This window comes from Ilyobacter polytropus DSM 2926 (genome assembly GCF_000165505.1).
In the GTDB taxonomy this organism is placed as follows: Bacteria; Fusobacteriota; Fusobacteriia; order Fusobacteriales; family Fusobacteriaceae; genus Ilyobacter; species Ilyobacter polytropus.
Window position 1 is genome coordinate 1,364,210 of record NC_014632.1, and the last position, 20,620, is coordinate 1,384,829.

Sequence of the window (20,620 nt, forward strand, 5' to 3'; positions counted from 1 at the left end):
TTTACTCCTTTTCCTCAAAAAACCTATAGGTGTCTACCGTATCCAAAAAATATCCGTCAAAACCTGCAGAATCTATTTTTTTCTGATAATCTTTACTTATCTTTTTCCAAGCAGGATCCCAGTATTTTACAATATAATTTCCCGGCCAGTTGGGGTTTTCTTTTTCGATCCATTCAGGCAAAGTTTTACTCCACTGCTTTTTCCAATACTTCCTGTAATTTTCCGCCTCTCCTATACTAAAATATGCAACAACCAGTCTTCTGGCTCCATTTTTCTTCTTTTTCAACCTTTCTACCTGAGATCTGCTCAAGGCCTTCCCCATGTGGTCAGAATCTATTATAAGTAGATCATAATCTAGATTTTCAAGTGTTTTTATAAAACTTTCAGCACTTTTAAATTTTTCTGGATTCAAGAGACACAAAAAATTTTCTGCATCTTCTAAAGACTCTACACTCTTATTATTGAATCCAGATAAGGGTTTATATATTGAATTTAGCTCATATGTATCGAAGCTTTCCCCTATAAAGTCATATTTCTTTATATACTTTTTTATTTTTTTCTTGTTCCAAAAGCTGTCTGTGTACTCTATCAAGAGAATCTTTTTGTTTTTTTCTCTTATTCCTATGAGTTCTTTTAAGGGTTGCTGAATGTACTCAGAAGAATTTTTTTTGTTATATGCTCCTTCACCATAAAAAAGTGATTCTCGGGATATCCCGTCTATTTTTGATAAAAGTTTTTTATCTGCTTTTTTTCCCTTGTAAAATAATTCAGTCGAGTTTTGCACTATGATAATTTTCCCTTCATCAGAGCGCTCCCTTATCTCTCCTATAAAATTTATCATCTCTTTCCTGTAGTCTATATTTTCTCCGCTACTGGTAAGAAAGACAGAAAGCATGAGAATTAATAAAATCGGCATTTTATTCCCTCCTTAATAATCGTCTAAATTTTTGTATCATAAATCAACTTTTTAAAAGCCAAAGTTTATAAAATTAATTTTAAAATTCAATGTATTTTCATTGTTTATTTGGTTTCACAGCTTATTTATACCATATTCACTATTTATTATCAATTTTTAGAAATTTAGGTTTCATAATTAGTACAAAATGTAATTTTTATTCCTTTTTTCGCCCCTTAAAGAGATCTGTTTCCTTGAAAAACCCAGTATAATAACTTTTCTGCCTCTAAAAAAATACTTTCATTTTAAAAACAGTTCTTTTAAAGATAATTTATTTCAAAAAAAAATGAAATCTAATATTTCTTTCAAAAAGGAAAATAATTACTTCTCTTTACAAGGAACTGTTTGGACATTGAACATTCAGGACGTGAAGAGTATAGTTAATACATAAAGAGTAATATAATTAAAAAATTAAATTTGAGGAGGAAAAAATCATGAGTCAGACTGAAGTTAATAACGAAAGTCAAAGTTTGAAAGTTAAGGTTCAGGCATTTGGTAGATTTTTAAGTGCGATGGTTATGCCAAATATAGGGGCGTTTATCGCTTGGGGGTTTATCACGGCATTGTTCATCCCTACAGGATGGCTTCCAAATGAAACCTTGTCAACACTGGTAGGTCCAATGATAACTTACTTACTCCCTTTATTAATAGGATACAGTGGTGGTAAAATCGTTGCAGGAGAGCGTGGAGGAGTGGTAGGAGCTATCGCTACTTCAGGAGTAATTATTGGTACTTCAATACCTATGTTTATGGGTGCTATGATTGCAGGTCCTATAGGAGGATACGCAATCAAGAAATTTGACGAAGCTATACACGGAAAGATAAAATCTGGATTTGAGATGCTTATAAACAACTTCTCATCAGGATTAATAGGTATGACTTTAGCTTTATTATTCTTCAAGGTTATAGGACCTGTTGTTGAGCTGCTTAACACAGCTTTAGGAAATGCAGTTAAAGCACTAGTTGAGATGAACCTTTTACCACTTACATCTCTTATAGTAGAACCTGCAAAGATCCTATTCCTTAATAATGCAATCAATCATGGTGTATTCTCTCCACTAGGAATACAACAGTCAACTGAGGTTGGAAAATCATTATTCTTCTTGATAGAGGCTAACCCTGGTCCTGGACTTGGAATACTAGTTGCCTATATGCTGTTTGGTAAGGGAATGGCTAAAGAATCTGCACCTGGTGCCGCTATAATACATTTCTTCGGTGGAATACATGAAATTTATTTCCCGTATGTACTTATGCAGCCATTATTGATAATAGCTGTAATCCTTGGTGGAATGACAGGAGTATTTACAAACGTATTGTTAAATGGTGGTCTTATAGCTCCAGCATCACCTGGAAGTGTCTTTGCAGTATTAGCTATGACTCCTAAAGGTGGATTTATTGCAACAATGACTTCAATCATTCTTGCAGCATTGGTTTCAGGTTTCGTAGCTATGATTATTCTCAAGAAAACTGCCACTGGAAAAGATCTTGATGAAGCTAGAGAAAATATGAAATCTATGAAAAACAAGACAAGTGTAGCAGGATCAAAAGATTTATCTGCAAATATCTCTAAAATAGTAGTTGCTTGTGATGCCGGTATGGGATCTAGTGCAATGGGTGCAAGTCTTCTAAGAAAGAAAGTAAAAAATGCAGGACTTGATATCAGCGTTACAAATCTGGCTATAAACAACCTTACTGAGGATATCGATATAGTTATAACTCATAAAGATCTTACTTCAAGAGCTGAAAAGAAAGTTACAAATCCTGTGCATATGTCTCTAGACAACTTTATGGACGGTAAATTCTACGACTCTTTAGTAGATGAACTCAAAAATAAAGTCAGTACAAGCACAAGTGATAAAACTGAAGAAGCCCCAGCTAAAGAGGCAGGAGATAACACTATCCTTGTAAAAGACGGAATCGTATTAGGACTTCCTTCTATCTCTAAAGAAGAGGCTATCAAAAAAATAGGTATGCAAATGGCTGAAATGGGTTATGTAAAAGATACTTATTATGAATATATGCTTGAAAGAGAAAGTAAATCTACAACATTTATAGGAAACAATGTAGCTATCCCTCACGGAACTCTAGAAGGAAAAGCAAGTGTTTTAAGAACTGGTATTGTTATCAATCAGTATCCTGAAGGTGTTGATTTCGGAGACGGTAACAAGGCATATCTACTAATAGGAATAGCTGGTAAAAATGATGAACATGTAGATATTATCTCTAATATCGCAGATGCAATTGAAGAGGAAGAAACAGTAGAACTTCTGTCTAAAACAAAAGACAAAGAAGAAATTTATAGCAGATTTTCATCATAAAATTATAAGGAAGGGGTAAATAATGAAAATAGCAATTCAATTTGGTGCGGGGAACATCGGACGTGGATTTATAGGTAAACTTTTATCTCAATCAGGATACAGTGTGTACTTTGTAGATGTAAACGAAAAAATTATTGACGAGCTTAAAGCTAAAAAGCAGTACACAGTAGAAGTAGTAGGAGAGGCCAAGGAAGATATCCTTGTAACAAATGTAGATGGTATGATGTCAACTAGTCCAGAAGTTCTAGACCTGATATCTAAAGCAAAAATAATAACTACAGCAGTTGGACCAAATGTTCTTAAAATAATTGCAAAAACAATAGCAAAGGGAATCGAAAAAAGAATCCAAGATGGAAATAAAGAGAACTTAAACATAATTGCCTGCGAAAATATGATCAACGGTTCTACTTTCCTAAAAGAGGAAGTTGAAAAACATATATCTTCAGAGGCACTAACTGCAATGGCACCACTTGTTGGATTCCCAAATTCAGCAGTTGACAGAATTGTTCCTCCTATGGAAGGATCTGACGACGTACTAAGAGTACGTGTGGAACAGTTCAAGGAGTGGATAGTAGAAGAAACTTTATTTAAGGGAGAAATACCTAAGATAGAGGGAATGCAGCTTACTGACAACCTTATGGCTTTCGTTGAAAGAAAGCTTTTCACTCTTAACACAGGACACGCTATAACTGCATATTTAGGAGTACTAAAGGGTTATGAGACTGTAAAAGAGAGTATAGAGGATGAAGAGATTGCAAACACTGTAAAAGAGGCTATGAAAGAAAGTGGAGAGGTTCTTATAAACAGATACGATTTTGACAGAGAAAAACACTATCTTTACATCGATAAGATACTAAATAGATTTAAAAATCCTTATCTGAAAGATGAAGTTAGCAGAGTCGGAAGAGAGCCTTTAAGAAAGCTTAGCTATAACGACAGACTTATAAAACCTTTAAGAGGTACTATAGAGTACAATACAAAAAATGATAGTCTGATAAAAGGTATCGCAGCAGCTTTAAAATACAGAAATTCTGCAGATGAACAAGCTCTTAAATTAGAAGAAAGATTAAGTAGCGACGATTTAAAAACTGCCATTGAGGATATCACATCACTTAGCAACAAAGCTGTTATAGAAAAAATAATAGACGCTTACAAAGCTTAAATTTAATAGCTTGCAGTTTAGCTGAAATTATAAAAGGTGTAATTCTTGTTATAAGAATTACACCTTTTTTTATTAAGCCAACTGTTTTATAGTCGTATTTAAAATGTGCGTAGACTATCAGATAATTCTTTTTATTCTTTTTATTTAATCAACTCAGGTTTTCTGACCAGTTTACGAATAAGGAGTTTAAAGTAAACTTATCTCTTATAAAAAATAAATCCGGAGCTTTTGCCCCGGCATTTTAAATCTATTCTACTGTAACTGATTTTGCTAAGTTTCTAGGTTTATCAACATCTATTCCTCTCATAGCTGATACATGGTAGGCTAAAAGTTGAAGTGGTACAATTGCAGTTATTCCCGCAATAAGGTCATCTGTTTCAGGGATATAGATTACTTCATCAGAAACTTCCTCTACCACTTTGTTATTTTCTTGAGTAACAGATATTACATAGGCTCCTCTTGCTTTTACCTCTTTTATATTAGAAACGGACTTTTCAAAAAGGCTAGACTGAGTAGTTATTGCAACTACAGGTATATCATCCTCTATAAGGGCAATAGTACCATGCTTTAATTCTCCAGAAGCAAATGCCTCTGTATGCATATAAGCAACTTCCTTCATTTTTAGAGAAGCCTCTGTTGCCACACTATAATCAAGTCCTCTTCCTAGGTAAAAACCTTGAGTACAGTCTTTTATTTTTTCAGCTATTGCCTTTATCTTATCTTCCTGAGCAATTATTTTTTCAATTTTTTCAGGTACTTCATTAAGTCCGTTTAAAATTGTTGTATAATCCTCATCAGTGATTATCTCTTTAAGTTTTGCAATATAAAGTGAAAGCATGTAGAAAACAACTACTTGAGTTGTATAAGCCTTTGTAGATGCAACTGCGATTTCAGGACCTGCCCATGTATAGATTACATTGTCTGCTTCTCTTGCTATTGATGACCCTATAACGTTTGTTATTGCTAATGTTTTAGCACCTTTTAGTTTGGCCTCACGAAGAGCTGCCAAAGTATCTAGAGTTTCACCAGACTGACTTACCAGTATTACAAGAGTTGTTTCATCCATGAAAGGATCTGAATATCTGAATTCTGAGGCAATATCAGCATCTGCCTTTATTTTTGCTATCTTCTGTAGTGCGAACCTCCCTTGAAGGCCAGCATTGTAAGCTGTACCACAGGCTATGATATAAATATCTTTTATAGCTTTAAGTTCTTCTTTACCTAGGTTAATATCATCAAAATGGATAAGATTATTTTCATCTACCCTTCTTTTTATTGTCTCTCTTATTCCCTCTGGTTGTTCATTTATCTCTTTTAGCATGAAATGAGGATATCCGGCTTTGGTAGCCTGCTCTAAAGACCATTCGATTGTAACCATTTCTTTTTTTATCTCATTTTTCTCTATGTCATATACTTCTACAGAGTCTTTCTTCACAATACCTATCTCTCCGTTTTCAAGAAAATATACATCTTTAGTATACTTTAGAAGAGCAGGAACGTCAGAAGCTATGAAGTTTTCATCTTTCCCAAGACCTATTACTAAAGGACTGTCTTTTCTAGCACAAAATACAGTATCTGGATATTTTGTATTTAATATCCCAAGTCCATAAGAACCTTTTACTTTTTTCAGAACTTTCTGAATAGTGGCAAAAAAGTCTTCTTCTAAATATAAATCTAGAAGATGAGCCAATACCTCTGTGTCTGTATCTGAAAGAAACTCATATCCTTTTTCAATTAATTCTTTTTTTATTTCTATATAGTTTTCTATTATACCATTGTGAACAACAGAAATACTTTCGGTGGCATTTGAGTGAGGGTGAGAATTTTCATCAGATGGCTTCCCGTGAGTAGCCCATCTAGTATGACCTATAGCCACATGTCCCTCTATAGGATTTTTATCGATATAGTCCTGTAAATTTTTCAGCCTTCCCTGCTTCTTTTTTACAATTAACTTATCTCCAGAACTTACAGCAATACCTGCTGAGTCGTATCCCCTATACTCTAATCTGCTTAATCCGTCTAAGATAACCCCACTGGCATCTCTGTCTCCTACATAACCTACAATTCCACACATAATTGTTTCCTCCTTCGTTGTCTGAAAGTATTCACTACTTCAGTAAATATGAATTTTTTCACAACAAAAAGAGTCTATTTTAACTCTTTTATGAGAAGGAAATGCTACTGAAACGTCTTTTGTCCCAAAGATCACTCTTTGAATTTGTAACGTTACTGAGGTTGTAACCACCTTCGGAGCATCCGCCGAATTTTCGATAACTCCGTTCCTCGTCAGCTTATAAGATCATAAGCTCTGGCGCTTTTTTTATTTTTATTTCCCTCTTGTTGCTTTTATATAGTATATTATAATAAATACATACTACATATTTATTGTAACAGAAAAAAAATTTATTTACAATTCAATTTTTCAGCATATCATCAAATCATTTTTTTCAAAAAAAACTGAAAAGATTTGTTATTGTTTCGATTTGGTAAAAACAGTACAATATACAAACAATATAAGGTGAGGGGATATCTTTATGAAGATAAAACTAAAAAAGATTCCAGAATTTCTGAGTCATATAATTGTAGAAAATATACCACTTTTTATAATTATAGGAATACTTAACTTCTTCGATTTGGGAGATTTAAGATTATTCCTGTATAAGGTTATCATGCCCTTGGTTATCGCCTATACATCTGGGGCTGCAGTAGAAAAAAAATATGGAGGCATAACTGCCGTAATTATAATCGGGGGAGTACTGTCTCGATATAACGTAGACACTTTATTAGAACCAGTTTTTATAGGAGCTTTGTCAGGATTTGCCATAAAAAAATATCATGATTTCCTGGAGAAATATAAATTTCCAGGTTTTGAAATGCTTCTTAATAATCTTGGGGTCGCATTTATAAGCTTAGGTCTTGTAATCATATTAAACAAAGTACTTCCATTTTATGAAGGGTTCCGAACTATCTTTTATAAAAATATAATTTCAAACCTCTTCAAAACAGGTTATCTGCCGCTTTATTCGATAATAATAGAGCCTGCAAAGGTTCTTTTTATGAATAACTTCGTCAACCACGGTATTTTTTCAGTTTTAGGTCTTTCTGAACTCAATGAAAAGGGAAAATCTATTTTTTTTCTTTTAGAAACAAATCCTGGGCCTGGAATGGGACTGCTTTTAGCTTATTTTTTCAGGGAAAAGGAAAAAAAGAAAAAAAAGGAAGCCCTTTCAAATATCTTTATACAGTCTATAGGTGGAATCCACGAGGTATATTTCCCTTATGTTCTAAGAAACCTTAGATTAATTTTACCTTTGATTTTAGGCGGAATGTCTGGTATATTTTTATTTTCAATATTTGACTCTGGCCTTATGGGAGTAGCCTCTCCAGGAAGCATTTTTCTCATAACTGTTTTGACACCTGCACAGAACCGACTTACTCTACTACTTGCAGTAGCAGTCTCTGCATCTGTTACTTTCTTCCTATCTTATATTATGATAAGGCAGGAAGATATGGCAAGAGACAAGATAAAAACAAATGAATCAAAGAAACTTTTTCCAGATATTAAAACTGATTTTGCTCAAAACAAAAATTATAATAGTATTTATATAGTCTGCGATGCAGGAATGGGTTCAAGTGCCATGGGAGCTACATTTTTGAGACGTAAATTAGAAAAAGCCGGCTTGAAAGATATAAATGTGGGAAACTGTTCTATAGACAAGATAAAATCAGAAAACCCTGATATAATAATAGTTCACAGGCAGCTTCTTGAAAGAGTAAAAAAAGAGGTTAATAATGCAGAAATAGTCATCGTAGATGATTTTCTCGATCCAAAACCATACGATCTGCTTGTTGAAAAAACAAAAAATTATAAAACTATTAAAAATCCTACCACTCAAGAGGATAAAATACTAGAGCATTCAAATATAGAGCTAGGACTAAAAAGGATAAAAAAAGAAGAGGCTCTTAAAAAAATCGGTGAGTCCATGATACAAAGAGGATATGTAGAACCTTATTACCTAGATAGTATATTTGAAAGGGAAAAAATATCGAATACATACCTTGATAATGGAATTGCTATTCCTCACGGAACATTTGAAGGGAAAGTTTATATTAAAAAGACAGGAATAGTTATACATCAGTACCCCTACGGAATTGATTTTGAAAATGGAAACACCGCCTATGTACTTATAGGCATCGCAGCCTTAGAGGACGAGCATACTGAAATAATTTCCAAAATAGCAGATATTGTAGAGGATGAGAAACTTGCAGAGACACTTACTACGGCTATAGAGGTTGAAGAAATTTACAAAATACTATGTTTGGAGGATGACCGTGCTTAATAAACGTTGTTTAGAGATAATTAAATATTTGATCGATCACGAAAAGCAGATATCCATTAGAGAATTGGCTGATGTTTATGAAATAAGTGAAAGAAGCATCAGATATGACATTGATAATATCAACTATTTTTTGAAAAAAAATGGATTTAGACAACTAAATAAAATGTCAAAAGGGATATATGAAATTGATGAAACCAAAGAAAATTTAACCACAGTAATAGAACTGTTAAATGCCAGTTTTTACAGTTTTTCAAAGCATGAACGAAAGGAATATATAAAATCCATATGTCTTTTTTCAGAAGACATTATAAAACTTCATGAGATATCAGAGACCCTATCAGTAAGTCTAAGCACTATAAAACTTGACCTAAAAGAGATCAAAGCCTTTCTAAGCGAGAAAAAATTAAACCTTAAATTTTTCTCTAAAATGGGTCTGGTTTTAGAAGGAGAAGAGGAAAAACTAAGAAAAGCCCAGCTCAAGTTTCTTCTTGATTATCTAGAGTTTTCCAAAGATGAGCTTGCAACTAAAAATAATATTGAAGAAACTTTAGGATATAAAATGATCTCTGAGGAGTTATTCTCATACTTTGAAGAATTCCCAATAAGAGATATCAGGGTTTTTATAAAAAGAATTGAAAAACACTTAGAAACAGTTATCTCAGACGAGGCATACAAGGTTTTAGAATTTTATCTAATGATTACTTTAAAAAGATTAGAAAAAAAATTCCCTATAACTCAAAGAGAGGAAAATGAAAATTTTCTAAAAAAAACGAAAGAATATAATATCCTTTTAAAAGAGTTAAAACACTTTGAAGAAAATTTTAGTGTAGAATTTAATGATTCTGAAATTCTTTTACTAACTGAGCTTTTTTTAGGAAGTCACTCTTATAATTTCAAATCCTCCTTTTATGAAAAATGGATTGAAATTGAAATCTCAGTAAATGAGATAATAAAAGAGGTCAGTCAAAACATAGGAATAGATTTATCTAATGACAAAATACTTTTAGATGGGCTATTAAATCATATAAAACCTGCAATTTATAGAATAAAAAATGATATCGTTTTAGAAAATGAGATTTCCAATGAAGCAAAATTTTTGTATGAGGAACTTTTCCAAAATGTGAGAATCGTATGCAACAAACATCTCCGGCCATACATGAATAAATCAGTCCCAGAAGAAGAAGTGGCATTTTTGACAATTCACTTTAAAATCGCAATTGACAGAAAGGCAAACATAAGCAAAGAAACCAAAAATGTATTACTAGTCTGTGGTTTCGGATACGGTAGTTCAAAACTTTTATCACAGAAATTACTGGAAAGATATGATGTAAACATACTCGATATCCTTCCGTACCATAAATTTTTGGAAATAGAAAATTATGATGATATAGACCTTATAATATCTACTTTAGATGTTGATGAACATATCAAATATCCTTTTCCCATAATAAAAGTTCATCCTATTTTTTCAAAAAATGACAGGATGAAACTCGAAGAATACGGTTTAACTGAGGTTAGAAAAAAAATATCTTTGACAAAACTTTTAGACGTAATAAAAAATGAATGTACTATAAAAAATGAGAGTAGACTAGCCGGTAGTCTTAAAGACTTTTTTGCTTCAAAAATTTTTGATGACAGAGATAAGTATAATAAAAAAGATCTGTCCAATCTTTTGTCAGAAAAAAATATTAAATTAAATTCCCAAGCCAAAGACTGGCAAGATGCCATAAGAATAGCAGGTAATATATTGGTGGAAAACGGCTCTGTAACCAACGATTATGTTGAAGATATGATAGAAGCGGTAAACAAAAATGGAAGCTATATGGTAGTTGCAGAAATGATAGCACTCCCACATGCAAGAGTGACAGAATCGGTTTTAAAAACAGATATGAGTTTAATAAGGCTGGTTGATCCAGTTATTTTTCCAGGGAATAAAAGTGTAAAAATAATATTTCCATTTTCAAGTGTTGACCAAAACGAACACATTGAAGCTCTTTCTGAATTAGTTACATTGATAGAGGATTACGACCTCATAAAAATTATAGAAAAAACAGAGAAGCCTCAGCAGTTAATAGAATTTATAGCTGACAATAAGATATAATTCTTTATAAAGCATCTGAATTTTTATTTTTAAACATCGATACTATAACCAGAGTAATTGCTAATAACAGCAGTTACTCTTTTTTATATGTTTCATTTTTACTTGGAACTATAGTTAATACCATTTATTTAAACCGCTTTATAAAAATTTAAAAAATCCCAATACTTTGCTTATATGCAATTAATCTTGCAATACAAAAACCTTCAGAACCACCAAATTAATTTTGGATAAGATCTGAAGGTTTATAGGTTTTTTAGAACTTAAGTTATCAACATTTATTTCATTAAAATATGTATCCTATATTGAACTGCGTCAAGACATTTTGAGTATCACTATCCTCCATTACGCTAAGCTCTAGAGGTCCAAAAGGACTATCTATCCCAAGAGTGACACCATAACCTTTGACTTTATCGTCCCATATTTTTTTGTCATTTTCTCCTTGTACAGGAGCCCCTGTATATGTGGCTATATTCCATTTCCCAGCCAAATATATATTTGAATAAAATCTATACTGTAATCCCAGTTGGGCTATTGCAAATTCCTCAACAAGTTTTCTCTGAGAGTTGTATCCATAAAAGGCAAACTCCTTGTTGGATATGTCACTTCTCATTCCTCCTAGTTTAAAGTATTCATCTGCAAGTATTCCTTCACCTTGTATACTTCCTCCAGCCACTGCTGATAAGAACGATAATTTTTTTGTGACTGGAAAATAACCCTCTAAAAGATAAGCCGGTCCATAAAAATCTACACTTTCAGTACCAAAGTCTCCGCCCCAAGTATACTGGAAATCACTTCTTATCCCCTGACTAGGATACATTTTATTGTCCAGATTATCCAAAACAATTTGGAAGAAAACATTTCCATAACTTTCATCATATTCAAGACTCTTGTCTTCACTCAAACCAATATCTTGCTCTAGTTCACTAAACTTCTGTGAGAATCCATAGGAGATAAAAAACTGGTTTTCAAACTGTGTTGCAAGAGCACCTTTTAACTCAAAAGTTTTATTTGTAAATTCACTTCTTTTTTCATCTCCCTCATAAAAGAAAAATGGGGTTTCATTATAACCAATCTCAAAAATAAAACCTATCTTATCTTCGATTCCATAGTAAGCGTAATTTTTTGCACTTGCTTCAAAATAATCTCCAAATTTAAAATCAAAAACAGTTTTACGTCCAGTTTTACCTGTAGATAAAGTATCTGTCTCCAAAGCTATCGTTGTTCCATATTCACTATTATAATTCATCCCAAGCTTTAGATAGTTTGTTGGTCTTTCAACAGTTTCTATATAGAGATCTTTTCCCTTTATTTTATAATAAGCTTTTTCTATATATGGCAGTGCATAAAGATTTAATATCATATTTTCCAAGTCTGATTCAGTAACTTCACCTGGAATTTCCTTTCGTAAATTTCCCTCTATAATCTCCAGATTTACATTTACGTTTCCGACCAAATATATATTCTCTATAAAGACTGAATCCGAATCCTTAGACTTCAAAACTGTTCTTTTCTCTGGAATTTTCTCTGTTTCACTTAAATTCTTCATCGAGTTTATTTTAGCCCTTGCTTCCTTTTCACCGACTTTTATTATCTCTTCTACTTTTTCAAAATCAGTGCTCTTAAATTTTGAAATATCAGGCTCAATTATATAGTTTACCATTGACTTTTGATCTGGAGTCGACCCTGAACTCTGTATGGCAAGAACCTGATCTAAAACTGTCAGTATATTATAATCTTCTTTTTCTTTTATACGAGTCCCGACATTCACCCCTATTACAATATCAGCTCCCATATCAATCACATCTTCTACTGGGAAGTTCCTTGTCACGAGACCATCTACATAATTTTTGCCATCTATCTTTACAGGTCCAAAAAGTGTTGGAATTGCTATACTTGCACTTATTATTTTAGAAAGGTCACCACTTGAAAAAGATTTTACTTTTCCACTGTCTAAATCAGTGGCTATTATCCTCATTGGGATAGGAAGCTCATCAAAATTCTCAATATTTTCAACATTCCAGAGAAGTTCTTTTAATTTTAGATATATTTTCTGTCCCTGTTTCAGTCCTCTTGGAAAATATATATTGAGTTCTTTGTCAAAGGCTATAGAAGCCGGATATTCTTTCTTGCCTATCTTATCCTCTAGAGGAATGTCTAGCCTGTCTGGAGCATCTTTTAATATCTTGTTCCAGTTAGTTTTTATCATTACATCTTCTATCTCTTCTGGAGAGTACCCCACAGAATAAAGAGCCCCTATAACAGCCCCCATACTGGTTCCTGTGATATAATCCACCTTTATATTGTTCTCTTCGAGAACTTTGAGAACCCCTATATGGGCAAATCCCTTGGCTCCACCTCCACTTAATACAAGTCCTAGTTTTGGCCTTGTATTTTCGGTGTCTTTGGCCATCCTCAGTTTTTTAGATCTCTTCAATATATGAATTTTACTCTGAATACTCTCAATTTCTGCTTCTAACTGTTTTATTTTTACATCTTCATAATAAGTTTTTTCATCTGCCTGTATAGCTATTGAAAAAATAAAAAATACCAGTAAGATTATTTTTCTTAACATCCCATTCCCCTTTTTCATATGTAACTTATAATATCTGAAATTATTTTGAGTTTTTCTATAGAGCAAACTTCTCCAAAAATATTATTATTATAAATAAATTTAATTTTCTTAATTCTAAAATTTATTTATGTTAGACATCAACTGTTCTTTTGTAATACCTTTGTAGTCAAGCTGCCTGTATAGAGCATCTTCGAGTATTTTCCTAAATTCCGGACTTGGTTTGTAACCTACACTGATAAGGTCAGCTCCTGTTACAAGAGGTTTTATTTTTGAAAGATCAAATATAAATTTTCTTATCTTTTCTCTTGATGATTTTTTACCTTCTAAATATATCAGCATAAGTACCTCAAAACTTATCTCATTTAGAGTATCATAAATTTCAGAATTTTTATCAGCCTTTTTTAATTTTGAAAGTGCCTCTGACCTTTTTTTTATTCCAAATTCATATTTCTTTCTAAAATCCTGAGAGAAACTAAACTTATTAAAGATCAGCTCTATTTCATCGCTTTTCAAGTCCTCCATGAGAATCAAAAAAGCCATAATCCATTTTTTAAGTTTTAATTGAGAGAACATCTCCCCTAGAGAATTAAGCTCCTCTAGGTGCTTTTTCATTTTTTCAGTAAGTTTTATATTGTGATGAATATTTTTTAAAACATCATATTTTTCTAAAAAATTTAAAGCTTTTTCGGGATTTTTATCTCCTAAAATTATTTTAAATTCATTTTTCACTCTCGGCCAGGATATTTTTTTCAGAAAACCGTTTTCAACAGCATCCTTTAAGAATCTTTCTGTCTCTTCTTCTATTTTAAAATCGTACCTGCTAGCAAATCTAAAGGCCCTTATTATTCTAGTAGGATCTTCTACAAAGCTAAAATTATGAAGTATTCTGATCTCTCTGTTCTGAATATCTCTGTAACCATTAAAAAAATCTACCAACTCTCCAAATTTCTGATAGTCTACCTCTAAAGCCAGAGAATTTATTGTGAAATCCCTTCTGTACATGTCCTCCCTTATACTTCCATAATCAACACTTGGAAGTGATGTAGGATACTCATAGTACTCCACTCTAGATGTAGCCACGTCAATTTTAAGATCTTTATCTACTATTACCACTGCCGTCTTAAACTTTTCATGGACGACTATTTTTTCCCCATTGAGCTCATTTTTTAGATCCCATGCAAAGGCTATCCCCTCGCCTTCCACAACTATATCAATATCTTTATTAGGAATCCCTAGAATTATATCCCTTACTATCCCGCCTACCATATAAACTTTTTCTTTTCTTTTTTTAGCTATTTTTTCTATAGCCTTTAAGAGGTCTATAAGGTCTTTTGGAATCTTATCCAAAAGCTGTTCCCTCATGGCCTTTGAGACTTTTCGTTTTTTTATATCCATCCTTTTTTTCTGGGCATAGAGAAATCTCAAAATATCAGCTCTTGTAACTATTCCTACCAGCTTATCCCCTCTGAGTATGGGAATTCTTCCTACTTCATTTTCTACCAATAACTGTTTAAGATCCTCAATGGAAGTTTCTTCTGAGGCTGTTATGAGTTTTGATGTCATATAAACCTTAACCGGTGCATTGGCAAAACCATGTCCCATTGAACGATCAATATCACGTCTTGATATTATCCCTGCAAGTTTTCCGTCTTCTACAACAGGAAGACCTGTATAACCAAATCTAGTCATTATTTTATGAGCATCTCTTAGTCTTGTTTCCATTGTAATGGTCTTTACTGGAGTGGACATTATCTCTTTAGTTGTTTTCCCTTTTTTTACATTTTTAAGTATAATCTCCCGTAGTTGATTATAGAGCTCATCTACAGGTATATTTTTAACTACCACAGAAGATGCACTGGTGTGCCCTCCTCCCTGATATCCCTCTAGTATCTCATCTAATGGAACCCCTATACTAGAGCTTCTCGCTATTATATTAGACTTCTCATCATTACCGCATATTATAAAACAGGCAGTACAGTCCTCTACATCCTTTATCTTATTTATTAGTTCATCTATTCCGCCTAGAAATTCTTCTGAGTATAACTTAGTTAGAAATATCCTCTCTGCTGAAAATTTTATAGTCTCTCCTGCCTCAAGGAGTTCTATAAAGGTTTCCTTCTGATCCTCCCTGAGCCCCTTGGTTGTATACTCATGAACAAATTTCAAATCCCCACCTTTTTTTATCAAAAAAGCCCCGGCTTTTAGATCCTTTGGAGTAGTTATAGAGTATGTAAAATTTCCCGTATCTTCATATAATCCCATCAAGGCCACATTTAGTTCATATTTTTCGAAGTTCACACTGCTGCCTAGTCTGTTTTTTATGATCTCTAAAAGATGTGTTGTATTAGATCCATAGTCTACTCTCACTATATTTCCCTCTATATCTTCATCACTTTCAGGATGGTGGTCATATATCTCTACAGGAACCTTGCCTATAAGTTCGCTAAACCTTCCTATCCTTGAAACTTTTGCCGTATCTACAACTATAAGCTTCTCTACCTGATCAAAATCAATCTCCTTGGTTTTGCTTATCCCGAGGAAATCCTGGTAAAGGGTCACAAATTTTTTCACATTATTACTCACATTTCCAGGAAAAGCTATGACAGCATTTGGATAAAGTTTTTTTGCCAAAACCATGGATGAAAGAGCATCCAAGTCTGCATAAATATGTGTTGTAATCAGTTCCATATTCGACCCCGCCCTTCTTTATATATTATAATTTATTTTAGCTTTTTTTAATATAAAAGTCTAGCTATAATGATATTCTTGACTTGTCGTAAATTTTCATCAGAATTTTTGATGTGCAAAATTATCATATTTTTAGTATAATATGATATCGTTCAAGTTTAAAGGAGGGGGTATTTTGAAAAAATTCATCTTTCTTTTTCTTCTGGTATTGACAATCTCAGCCTGCAGCAATGTTGAAAAAGCTGATTATCTCAACATAAATAAATCTGAATTAAAGTCATCCTATGATTCTTCTGATTATGATAAATTAAAGGATGATCTCAAAACAAACACTATCTTTTTAGCAGGTGAAATACACGGCATAAAGGAAAATTACACCCTCAGAATGAATCTTCTTAGATTCCTAAAAGAAAATGCTGATGTTAAATACTACTTAGCTGAAATGGGTTACAGCAGCAGTTCTTATATAAACAAATACCTCTCCACAGGAGATGAGAAATATCTGTTTCTTGTGACTAACTCTATAGTAGGTTCATATGACTATTCTATAGAGGATGTTGAGTTTTGGAGAAGCCTCTACAAATACAACAGCTCCATTTTGGAAAAAGAAAAAATTAAAGTTATCGGTCTTGATTTAGAGCACCAATACTGGATATCTATTATACATCTTAATGATATTTTAAAAAACAAAGAGCTAGGTCCAAATATGACAGTAGTTCTAAAGGAGCTAAACAGACTTACCTCTTATATCTGTCCCGATATAAATAATACAGAAAATATCCTCAAAAATGTTCAAGGAATAAAAATTTCATACCTCAAGAAAATAACTGAAAATATAAACAAAGATTTAGAAAAAAGAAAATTTTTATATAAGAAAATTCTTAATAAACAAGAGTTTCGCGACTTAGAGTTAACTCTGTCTAACTCTAGGGATACTGCTAGAATCTACAGTAATATAGACGATAATAGATCTTTCAACTGTGAGAGAGAAAAAAGTATTTATAACAATTTTCTTAAAGTCTATAATGAACTTGGCAGTAGTAAATACTTCGGTCAGTGGGGTGGATTTCATATCCTTCAGAAAAGCAGATATGATGAAGATTCTTTTGCCTCTTATCTTAACTTAAAAGATTCTCCTGTGAGAAAAAAAGTAGTAAGTATAAAATTTGTCTATGACAATAGTAAACACAAAACCACAAACAGAAAATTACTAAACGCTTTTAAGGAGTACAGCAACTCTAAATTCACTTTATATAAACTTAAAAATTCTGACAGTATAGGGGATGGCCCATGTCCTATCAATGATTATGACCCCTCTGATATAACTGAATATTTTCAGTATGGAATTCTTATTAGAGACCCTAAAAAAGTAACTGCATTATAAAAGGTCTGCCAGTGGCAGACCTTTTTCTATTGATATTTTAAAATCGAGCTTATTCTTTTGCAGGCAAAATCTTTCTTATCATATCCATCTCTTCCATAGAATGATCTATATTTATTTTTACAAAAGAGTTTGGATTCGCAGCTTCCACCTCTTCTTCATGTCTGTTTTTTACCAGTATCATTTTAGGTAGAGTTATTTTTTTCGGATCTCCCTCAGGGGTCACTATCTCTAGCTCTTGACCGGTTTCTATACGGTTTCTTACAGCTAACAGATATTCATTTTTAGATATCTTTTTTTCTACCTTGGCTACAAGCTGATGACTCTGGCTGTATGAATTCCTGTTGTTATAATTTTGAGCTTTATCGTCAGGTCTTCCAAAATAAAAACCAGGTGTATAGAGTCTATGGGAAACAGTCTCTAGTTCCTTCAGCCATTCTTCCTTAAACTTGTAATTCCCCTTATAATAACTGTCCACAGCCTCACTGTATACCTTTACCACATTGGAAACATAATATATTCCCTTCATCCTTCCCTCTATCTTGAGAGAATCCACACCGAGGTCCAAGATTTTATCTATAAACTCTATTGTGCAAAGATCTTTTGAATTAAAGATATGGGTTCCCCCCTCATCTTCATATACAGGCATATACTCCCCTGGACGAGTTTCTTCAACTATAGAGTACTTCCACCTGCAAGATTGAGCACAGTCGCCTCTATTGGCGTCTCTTCCTGTCATATAGTTACTTAGTAAGCATCTCCCTGATATGGACATACACATGGCTCCGTGTACGAATACCTCGATCTCAATATCTGGAACTTTAGCCCTTATTTCAGCTATATTTTCAATGGATATTTCTCTTGCCAAAACTACTCTTTTGGCTCCCATATCCTTCCACATCTTTACCGATCTCCAGTTGGTATTACTAGCCTGAGTACTTATACTTATTGGAATTTCACTGTTTTCTCGAACGACCTGAAAAACACCTAGATCTGCTACAATAACACCATCTACTTTGATTTTTTCTAGAAATTTTACATATCCAGGAAGAATCTCTAACTCCTCATTGTGAGGTATTATATTTAAAGTCACATAAACTCTTTTCCCCATTTTATGTGCATAATCAACTGCTTCTTCCAATTCTTTATCGGAAAAATTATGACTTCCTGCTCTAAGATTAAATATTTTTCCACCTAGAAAAACTGCATCTGCCCCATAATGGAAGGCCATTTTTAATTTTTCCATATTTCCTGCAGGAGCCAACAACTCTGCTCTTTTCATTTATTTCATCCTTTCTGAATTTAATCAATTTTTGTAGTATAATCAGCAAATTTCGTAAGTTCGTGGAAAAACCTTAAGTTTACAGTTCCTACAGGACCGTTTCTCTGCTTTCCTATATTTATTTCAGTTATTCCCTTAAACTCACTCTCTTCATTATAGTAATCATCTCTGTAGAGAAATACTACCATATCTGCATCTTGCTCTATGGCACCAGACTCACGAAGGTCAGACAGTATAGGTCTTCTGTCTGCTCTTTGTTCAGGTGCACGGGATAGCTGTGACAGGGCTATTACAGGTACATTTAGCTCCCTAGCTATTCCTTTTAGTGCTCTTGATATGTCGGAAATTTCCTGTTGTCTGCTGTCGTTTTTACTGCCAGAACCACTTATCAGCTGTAGATAATCTATAAGTATCATATCAAGTTTCCCCGCAGCTTTTAGTCTTCTGGCCATGGCTCTTATTTCAAGAACAGATACATTTGGAGTGTCCGCTATATGAATCTTAGAATTTGCGAGTTTTGCACTGGCTATCCCAAGTCTTCCCCATTCTTCATCATTCAAGAATCCGTTCCTTATCTTTTGAAGTGGAAGACTGCCTTCCACAGCAAGAAGTCTTTGTAAAAGTTGAGAATTAGACATCTCCAAACTGAATATGAGAACTCCATTGTCTCCGTTTTTTACGGCGTTTAAAGCCAGGTTAAGAACAAAAGCTGTTTTACCCATAGAAGGTCTAGCCGCTATTATAACCAAATCCGAAGGATGGAATCCACTTGTCATATCGTCAAAATGCTTGAATCCGGAAGATATACCTATAGTTGCTCCTCTGTTATTTTGAAGATTTTCAAGTCTTTCAAACTCTTCACCTAAAATATGACTTATGCCTACCACATCTTTCGCTTCTTTGGTCTCAGATATTTTAAATATCATCCCCTCAGCTTTATCTAAAATAGCATCGGCATCTTCATACCCCTCATACGTCATCTCTACTATTTTTGTTCCCACGTCTCCTAGTCTTCTTAAAATAGCTTTTTCTTTTACTATTTTTGCATAGCTTAGAATATTGGCAGCAGTTGGAACCTCTTCTATAATCTCATAGATTATAGAGTTCCCTCCGCTTTCATCAAATTTTTCTTGTTTTTTTAATTTATCAATTAAAACAATGGGGTCGATAACTTCCCCATTGTTATAAGCTGCTATCATAGCTTCATAGATATTTCTATGTGCCGCTTTGTAAAAATCTCCCGGTGCCAGTATCTCCACTACATCACCTAATGCATCGGGCTTTAATAGTATCCCACCTAGAATAGACTTTTCTGCTTCTAAGCTACTAGGAACTTTTCTCAATTTATCTAAATCATGCATAGATTATACTCCTTTATCCCTTAGCCACCAATTTTAGTTTCGCTTTTACATCACTATGCAGTTTAAGAGTAACTATATGCTCACCTGTGGTCTTTATATGTGCATCTATCTTCTTCTTGTCTACAGTCAATCCAAAATCCTTTTCTATTGCTGCCGATATTTCTTTTGTAGTTACCGAACCAAATATCTTTCCACTTTCTCCAGCCTTAACTTCCATTACCAGCACTTTTTTCTCTATCAAATTTTTGAGTTCTTCAGCTTTTGCTTTTTCCTCAGCCAATTTTTTTTCTGCTTTTAGCTTCTTTTTTTCAAGCTTTTTAAGTTCCTCATCTGTTGCAATTATCGCTTTATTATTTTTTAAAAGGAAGTTTTTTGCATATCCTTCAGATACATTTATTATTTCACCTTTTCTACCTTGTCCTGCTACGTCTTGTGTAAGAATAACTTTGATCTTTGACAT

General features: G+C 33.3%; 12 protein-coding genes. 5 read left to right on the forward strand and 7 right to left on the reverse strand.

Annotated features, from left to right (window positions below; translation table 11 throughout):
• Position 1: 1 nt before the first annotated feature.
• Positions 2–916 carry an endo alpha-1,4 polygalactosaminidase gene (locus ILYOP_RS06310; protein WP_013387700.1) on the reverse strand — a complete coding sequence of 305 codons (915 nt, stop codon included), beginning with the start codon at positions 914–916 and terminating at the stop codon, positions 2–4.
• Positions 917–1,389: 473 nt separating this feature from the next.
• On the opposite strand from ILYOP_RS06310, the gene ILYOP_RS06315 reads away from it, so the two are divergent.
• Both ILYOP_RS06315 and ILYOP_RS06320 read left to right on the forward strand, forming a co-directional pair.
• Positions 1,390–3,273: a PTS mannitol transporter subunit IICBA gene (locus tag ILYOP_RS06315; protein ID WP_013387701.1), complete on the forward strand. Its 1,884-nt coding sequence runs from the start codon at positions 1,390–1,392 to the stop codon at positions 3,271–3,273.
• Positions 3,274–3,295: 22 nt separating this feature from the next.
• On the forward strand, positions 3,296–4,435 hold the full coding sequence (locus ILYOP_RS06320; RefSeq protein ID WP_013387702.1) for a mannitol-1-phosphate 5-dehydrogenase: 1,140 nt from the start codon (positions 3,296–3,298) through the stop codon (positions 4,433–4,435).
• Between the two features lie 247 nt (positions 4,436–4,682).
• On the opposite strand, the gene glmS is transcribed toward ILYOP_RS06320, so the two are convergent.
• The gene (gene glmS / locus ILYOP_RS06325) at positions 4,683–6,509 is read right to left on the reverse strand and encodes a glutamine--fructose-6-phosphate transaminase (isomerizing) (RefSeq protein ID WP_013387703.1); all 1,827 of its coding nucleotides are present in this window, start codon (positions 6,507–6,509) and stop codon (positions 4,683–4,685) included.
• Between the two features lie 460 nt (positions 6,510–6,969).
• Here glmS and ILYOP_RS06330 point away from each other — a divergent pair, with 460 nt between their 5' ends.
• Both ILYOP_RS06330 and ILYOP_RS06335 read left to right on the forward strand, forming a co-directional pair.
• Positions 6,970–8,775, forward strand: a complete 1,806-nt coding sequence (locus tag ILYOP_RS06330; protein WP_013387704.1) for a PTS sugar transporter subunit IIA — start codon at positions 6,970–6,972, stop codon at positions 8,773–8,775.
• A complete protein-coding gene (locus ILYOP_RS06335) occupies positions 8,768–10,876 on the forward strand; it encodes a BglG family transcription antiterminator (RefSeq protein WP_013387705.1) in 2,109 nt (702 codons plus the stop codon). The genes ILYOP_RS06330 and ILYOP_RS06335 overlap by 8 nt, the downstream gene beginning before the upstream one ends.
• A gap of 283 nt (positions 10,877–11,159) precedes the next feature.
• Here ILYOP_RS06335 and ILYOP_RS06340 read toward each other — a convergent pair whose 3' ends face one another.
• Positions 11,160–13,448: a patatin-like phospholipase family protein gene (locus tag ILYOP_RS06340; protein ID WP_041921022.1), complete on the reverse strand. Its 2,289-nt coding sequence runs from the start codon at positions 13,446–13,448 to the stop codon at positions 11,160–11,162.
• Between the two features lie 114 nt (positions 13,449–13,562).
• A complete protein-coding gene (locus ILYOP_RS06345; protein ID WP_013387707.1) occupies positions 13,563–16,136 on the reverse strand; it encodes a CBS domain-containing protein in 2,574 nt (857 codons plus the stop codon).
• A gap of 175 nt (positions 16,137–16,311) precedes the next feature.
• On the opposite strand from ILYOP_RS06345, the gene ILYOP_RS06350 reads away from it, so the two are divergent.
• The gene (locus tag ILYOP_RS06350) at positions 16,312–17,520 is read left to right on the forward strand and encodes a TraB/GumN family protein (RefSeq protein WP_013387708.1); all 1,209 of its coding nucleotides are present in this window, start codon (positions 16,312–16,314) and stop codon (positions 17,518–17,520) included.
• A 49-nt stretch (positions 17,521–17,569) separates the two neighbouring features.
• Here ILYOP_RS06350 and ILYOP_RS06355 read toward each other — a convergent pair whose 3' ends face one another.
• Genes ILYOP_RS06355 through rplI form a run of 3 tightly spaced genes read right to left on the reverse strand, consistent with a single transcriptional unit; the run spans position 17,570 to position 20,620 of the window.
• Entirely contained in the window at positions 17,570–18,799 is a 1,230-nt protein-coding gene (locus ILYOP_RS06355; RefSeq protein ID WP_013387709.1) for a peptidase U32 family protein, read from the reverse strand.
• Positions 18,800–18,819: 20 nt separating this feature from the next.
• Positions 18,820–20,160, reverse strand: a complete 1,341-nt coding sequence (gene dnaB / locus ILYOP_RS06360; RefSeq protein ID WP_013387710.1) for a replicative DNA helicase — start codon at positions 20,158–20,160, stop codon at positions 18,820–18,822.
• 13 nt (positions 20,161–20,173) lie between these two features.
• Positions 20,174–20,620, reverse strand: coding sequence for a 50S ribosomal protein L9 (gene rplI / locus ILYOP_RS06365; RefSeq protein ID WP_013387711.1), 447 nt, complete (start codon positions 20,618–20,620; stop codon positions 20,174–20,176).

What these genes read in the sequence shown, in the direction of transcription:
- ILYOP_RS06310 (WP_013387700.1), bottom strand. Translation starts at nt 916, where the DNA reads ATGCCGATTTTATTAATTCTCATGCTTTCTGTCTTTCTTACCAGTAGC.
- ILYOP_RS06315 (WP_013387701.1), top strand. Translation starts at nt 1,390, where the DNA reads ATGAGTCAGACTGAAGTTAATAACGAAAGTCAAAGTTTGAAAGTTAAG.
- ILYOP_RS06320 (WP_013387702.1), top strand. Translation starts at nt 3,296, where the DNA reads ATGAAAATAGCAATTCAATTTGGTGCGGGGAACATCGGACGTGGATTT.
- glmS (WP_013387703.1), bottom strand. Translation starts at nt 6,509, where the DNA reads ATGTGTGGAATTGTAGGTTATGTAGGAGACAGAGATGCCAGTGGGGTT.
- ILYOP_RS06330 (WP_013387704.1), top strand. Translation starts at nt 6,970, where the DNA reads ATGAAGATAAAACTAAAAAAGATTCCAGAATTTCTGAGTCATATAATT.
- ILYOP_RS06340 (WP_041921022.1), bottom strand. Translation starts at nt 13,448, where the DNA reads ATGTTAAGAAAAATAATCTTACTGGTATTTTTTATTTTTTCAATAGCT.
- ILYOP_RS06345 (WP_013387707.1), bottom strand. Translation starts at nt 16,136, where the DNA reads ATGGAACTGATTACAACACATATTTATGCAGACTTGGATGCTCTTTCA.
- ILYOP_RS06355 (WP_013387709.1), bottom strand. Translation starts at nt 18,799, where the DNA reads ATGAAAAGAGCAGAGTTGTTGGCTCCTGCAGGAAATATGGAAAAATTA.
- dnaB (WP_013387710.1), bottom strand. Translation starts at nt 20,160, where the DNA reads ATGCATGATTTAGATAAATTGAGAAAAGTTCCTAGTAGCTTAGAAGCA.
- rplI (WP_013387711.1), bottom strand. Translation starts at nt 20,620, where the DNA reads ATGTCAAAGATCAAAGTTATTCTTACACAAGACGTAGCAGGACAAGGT.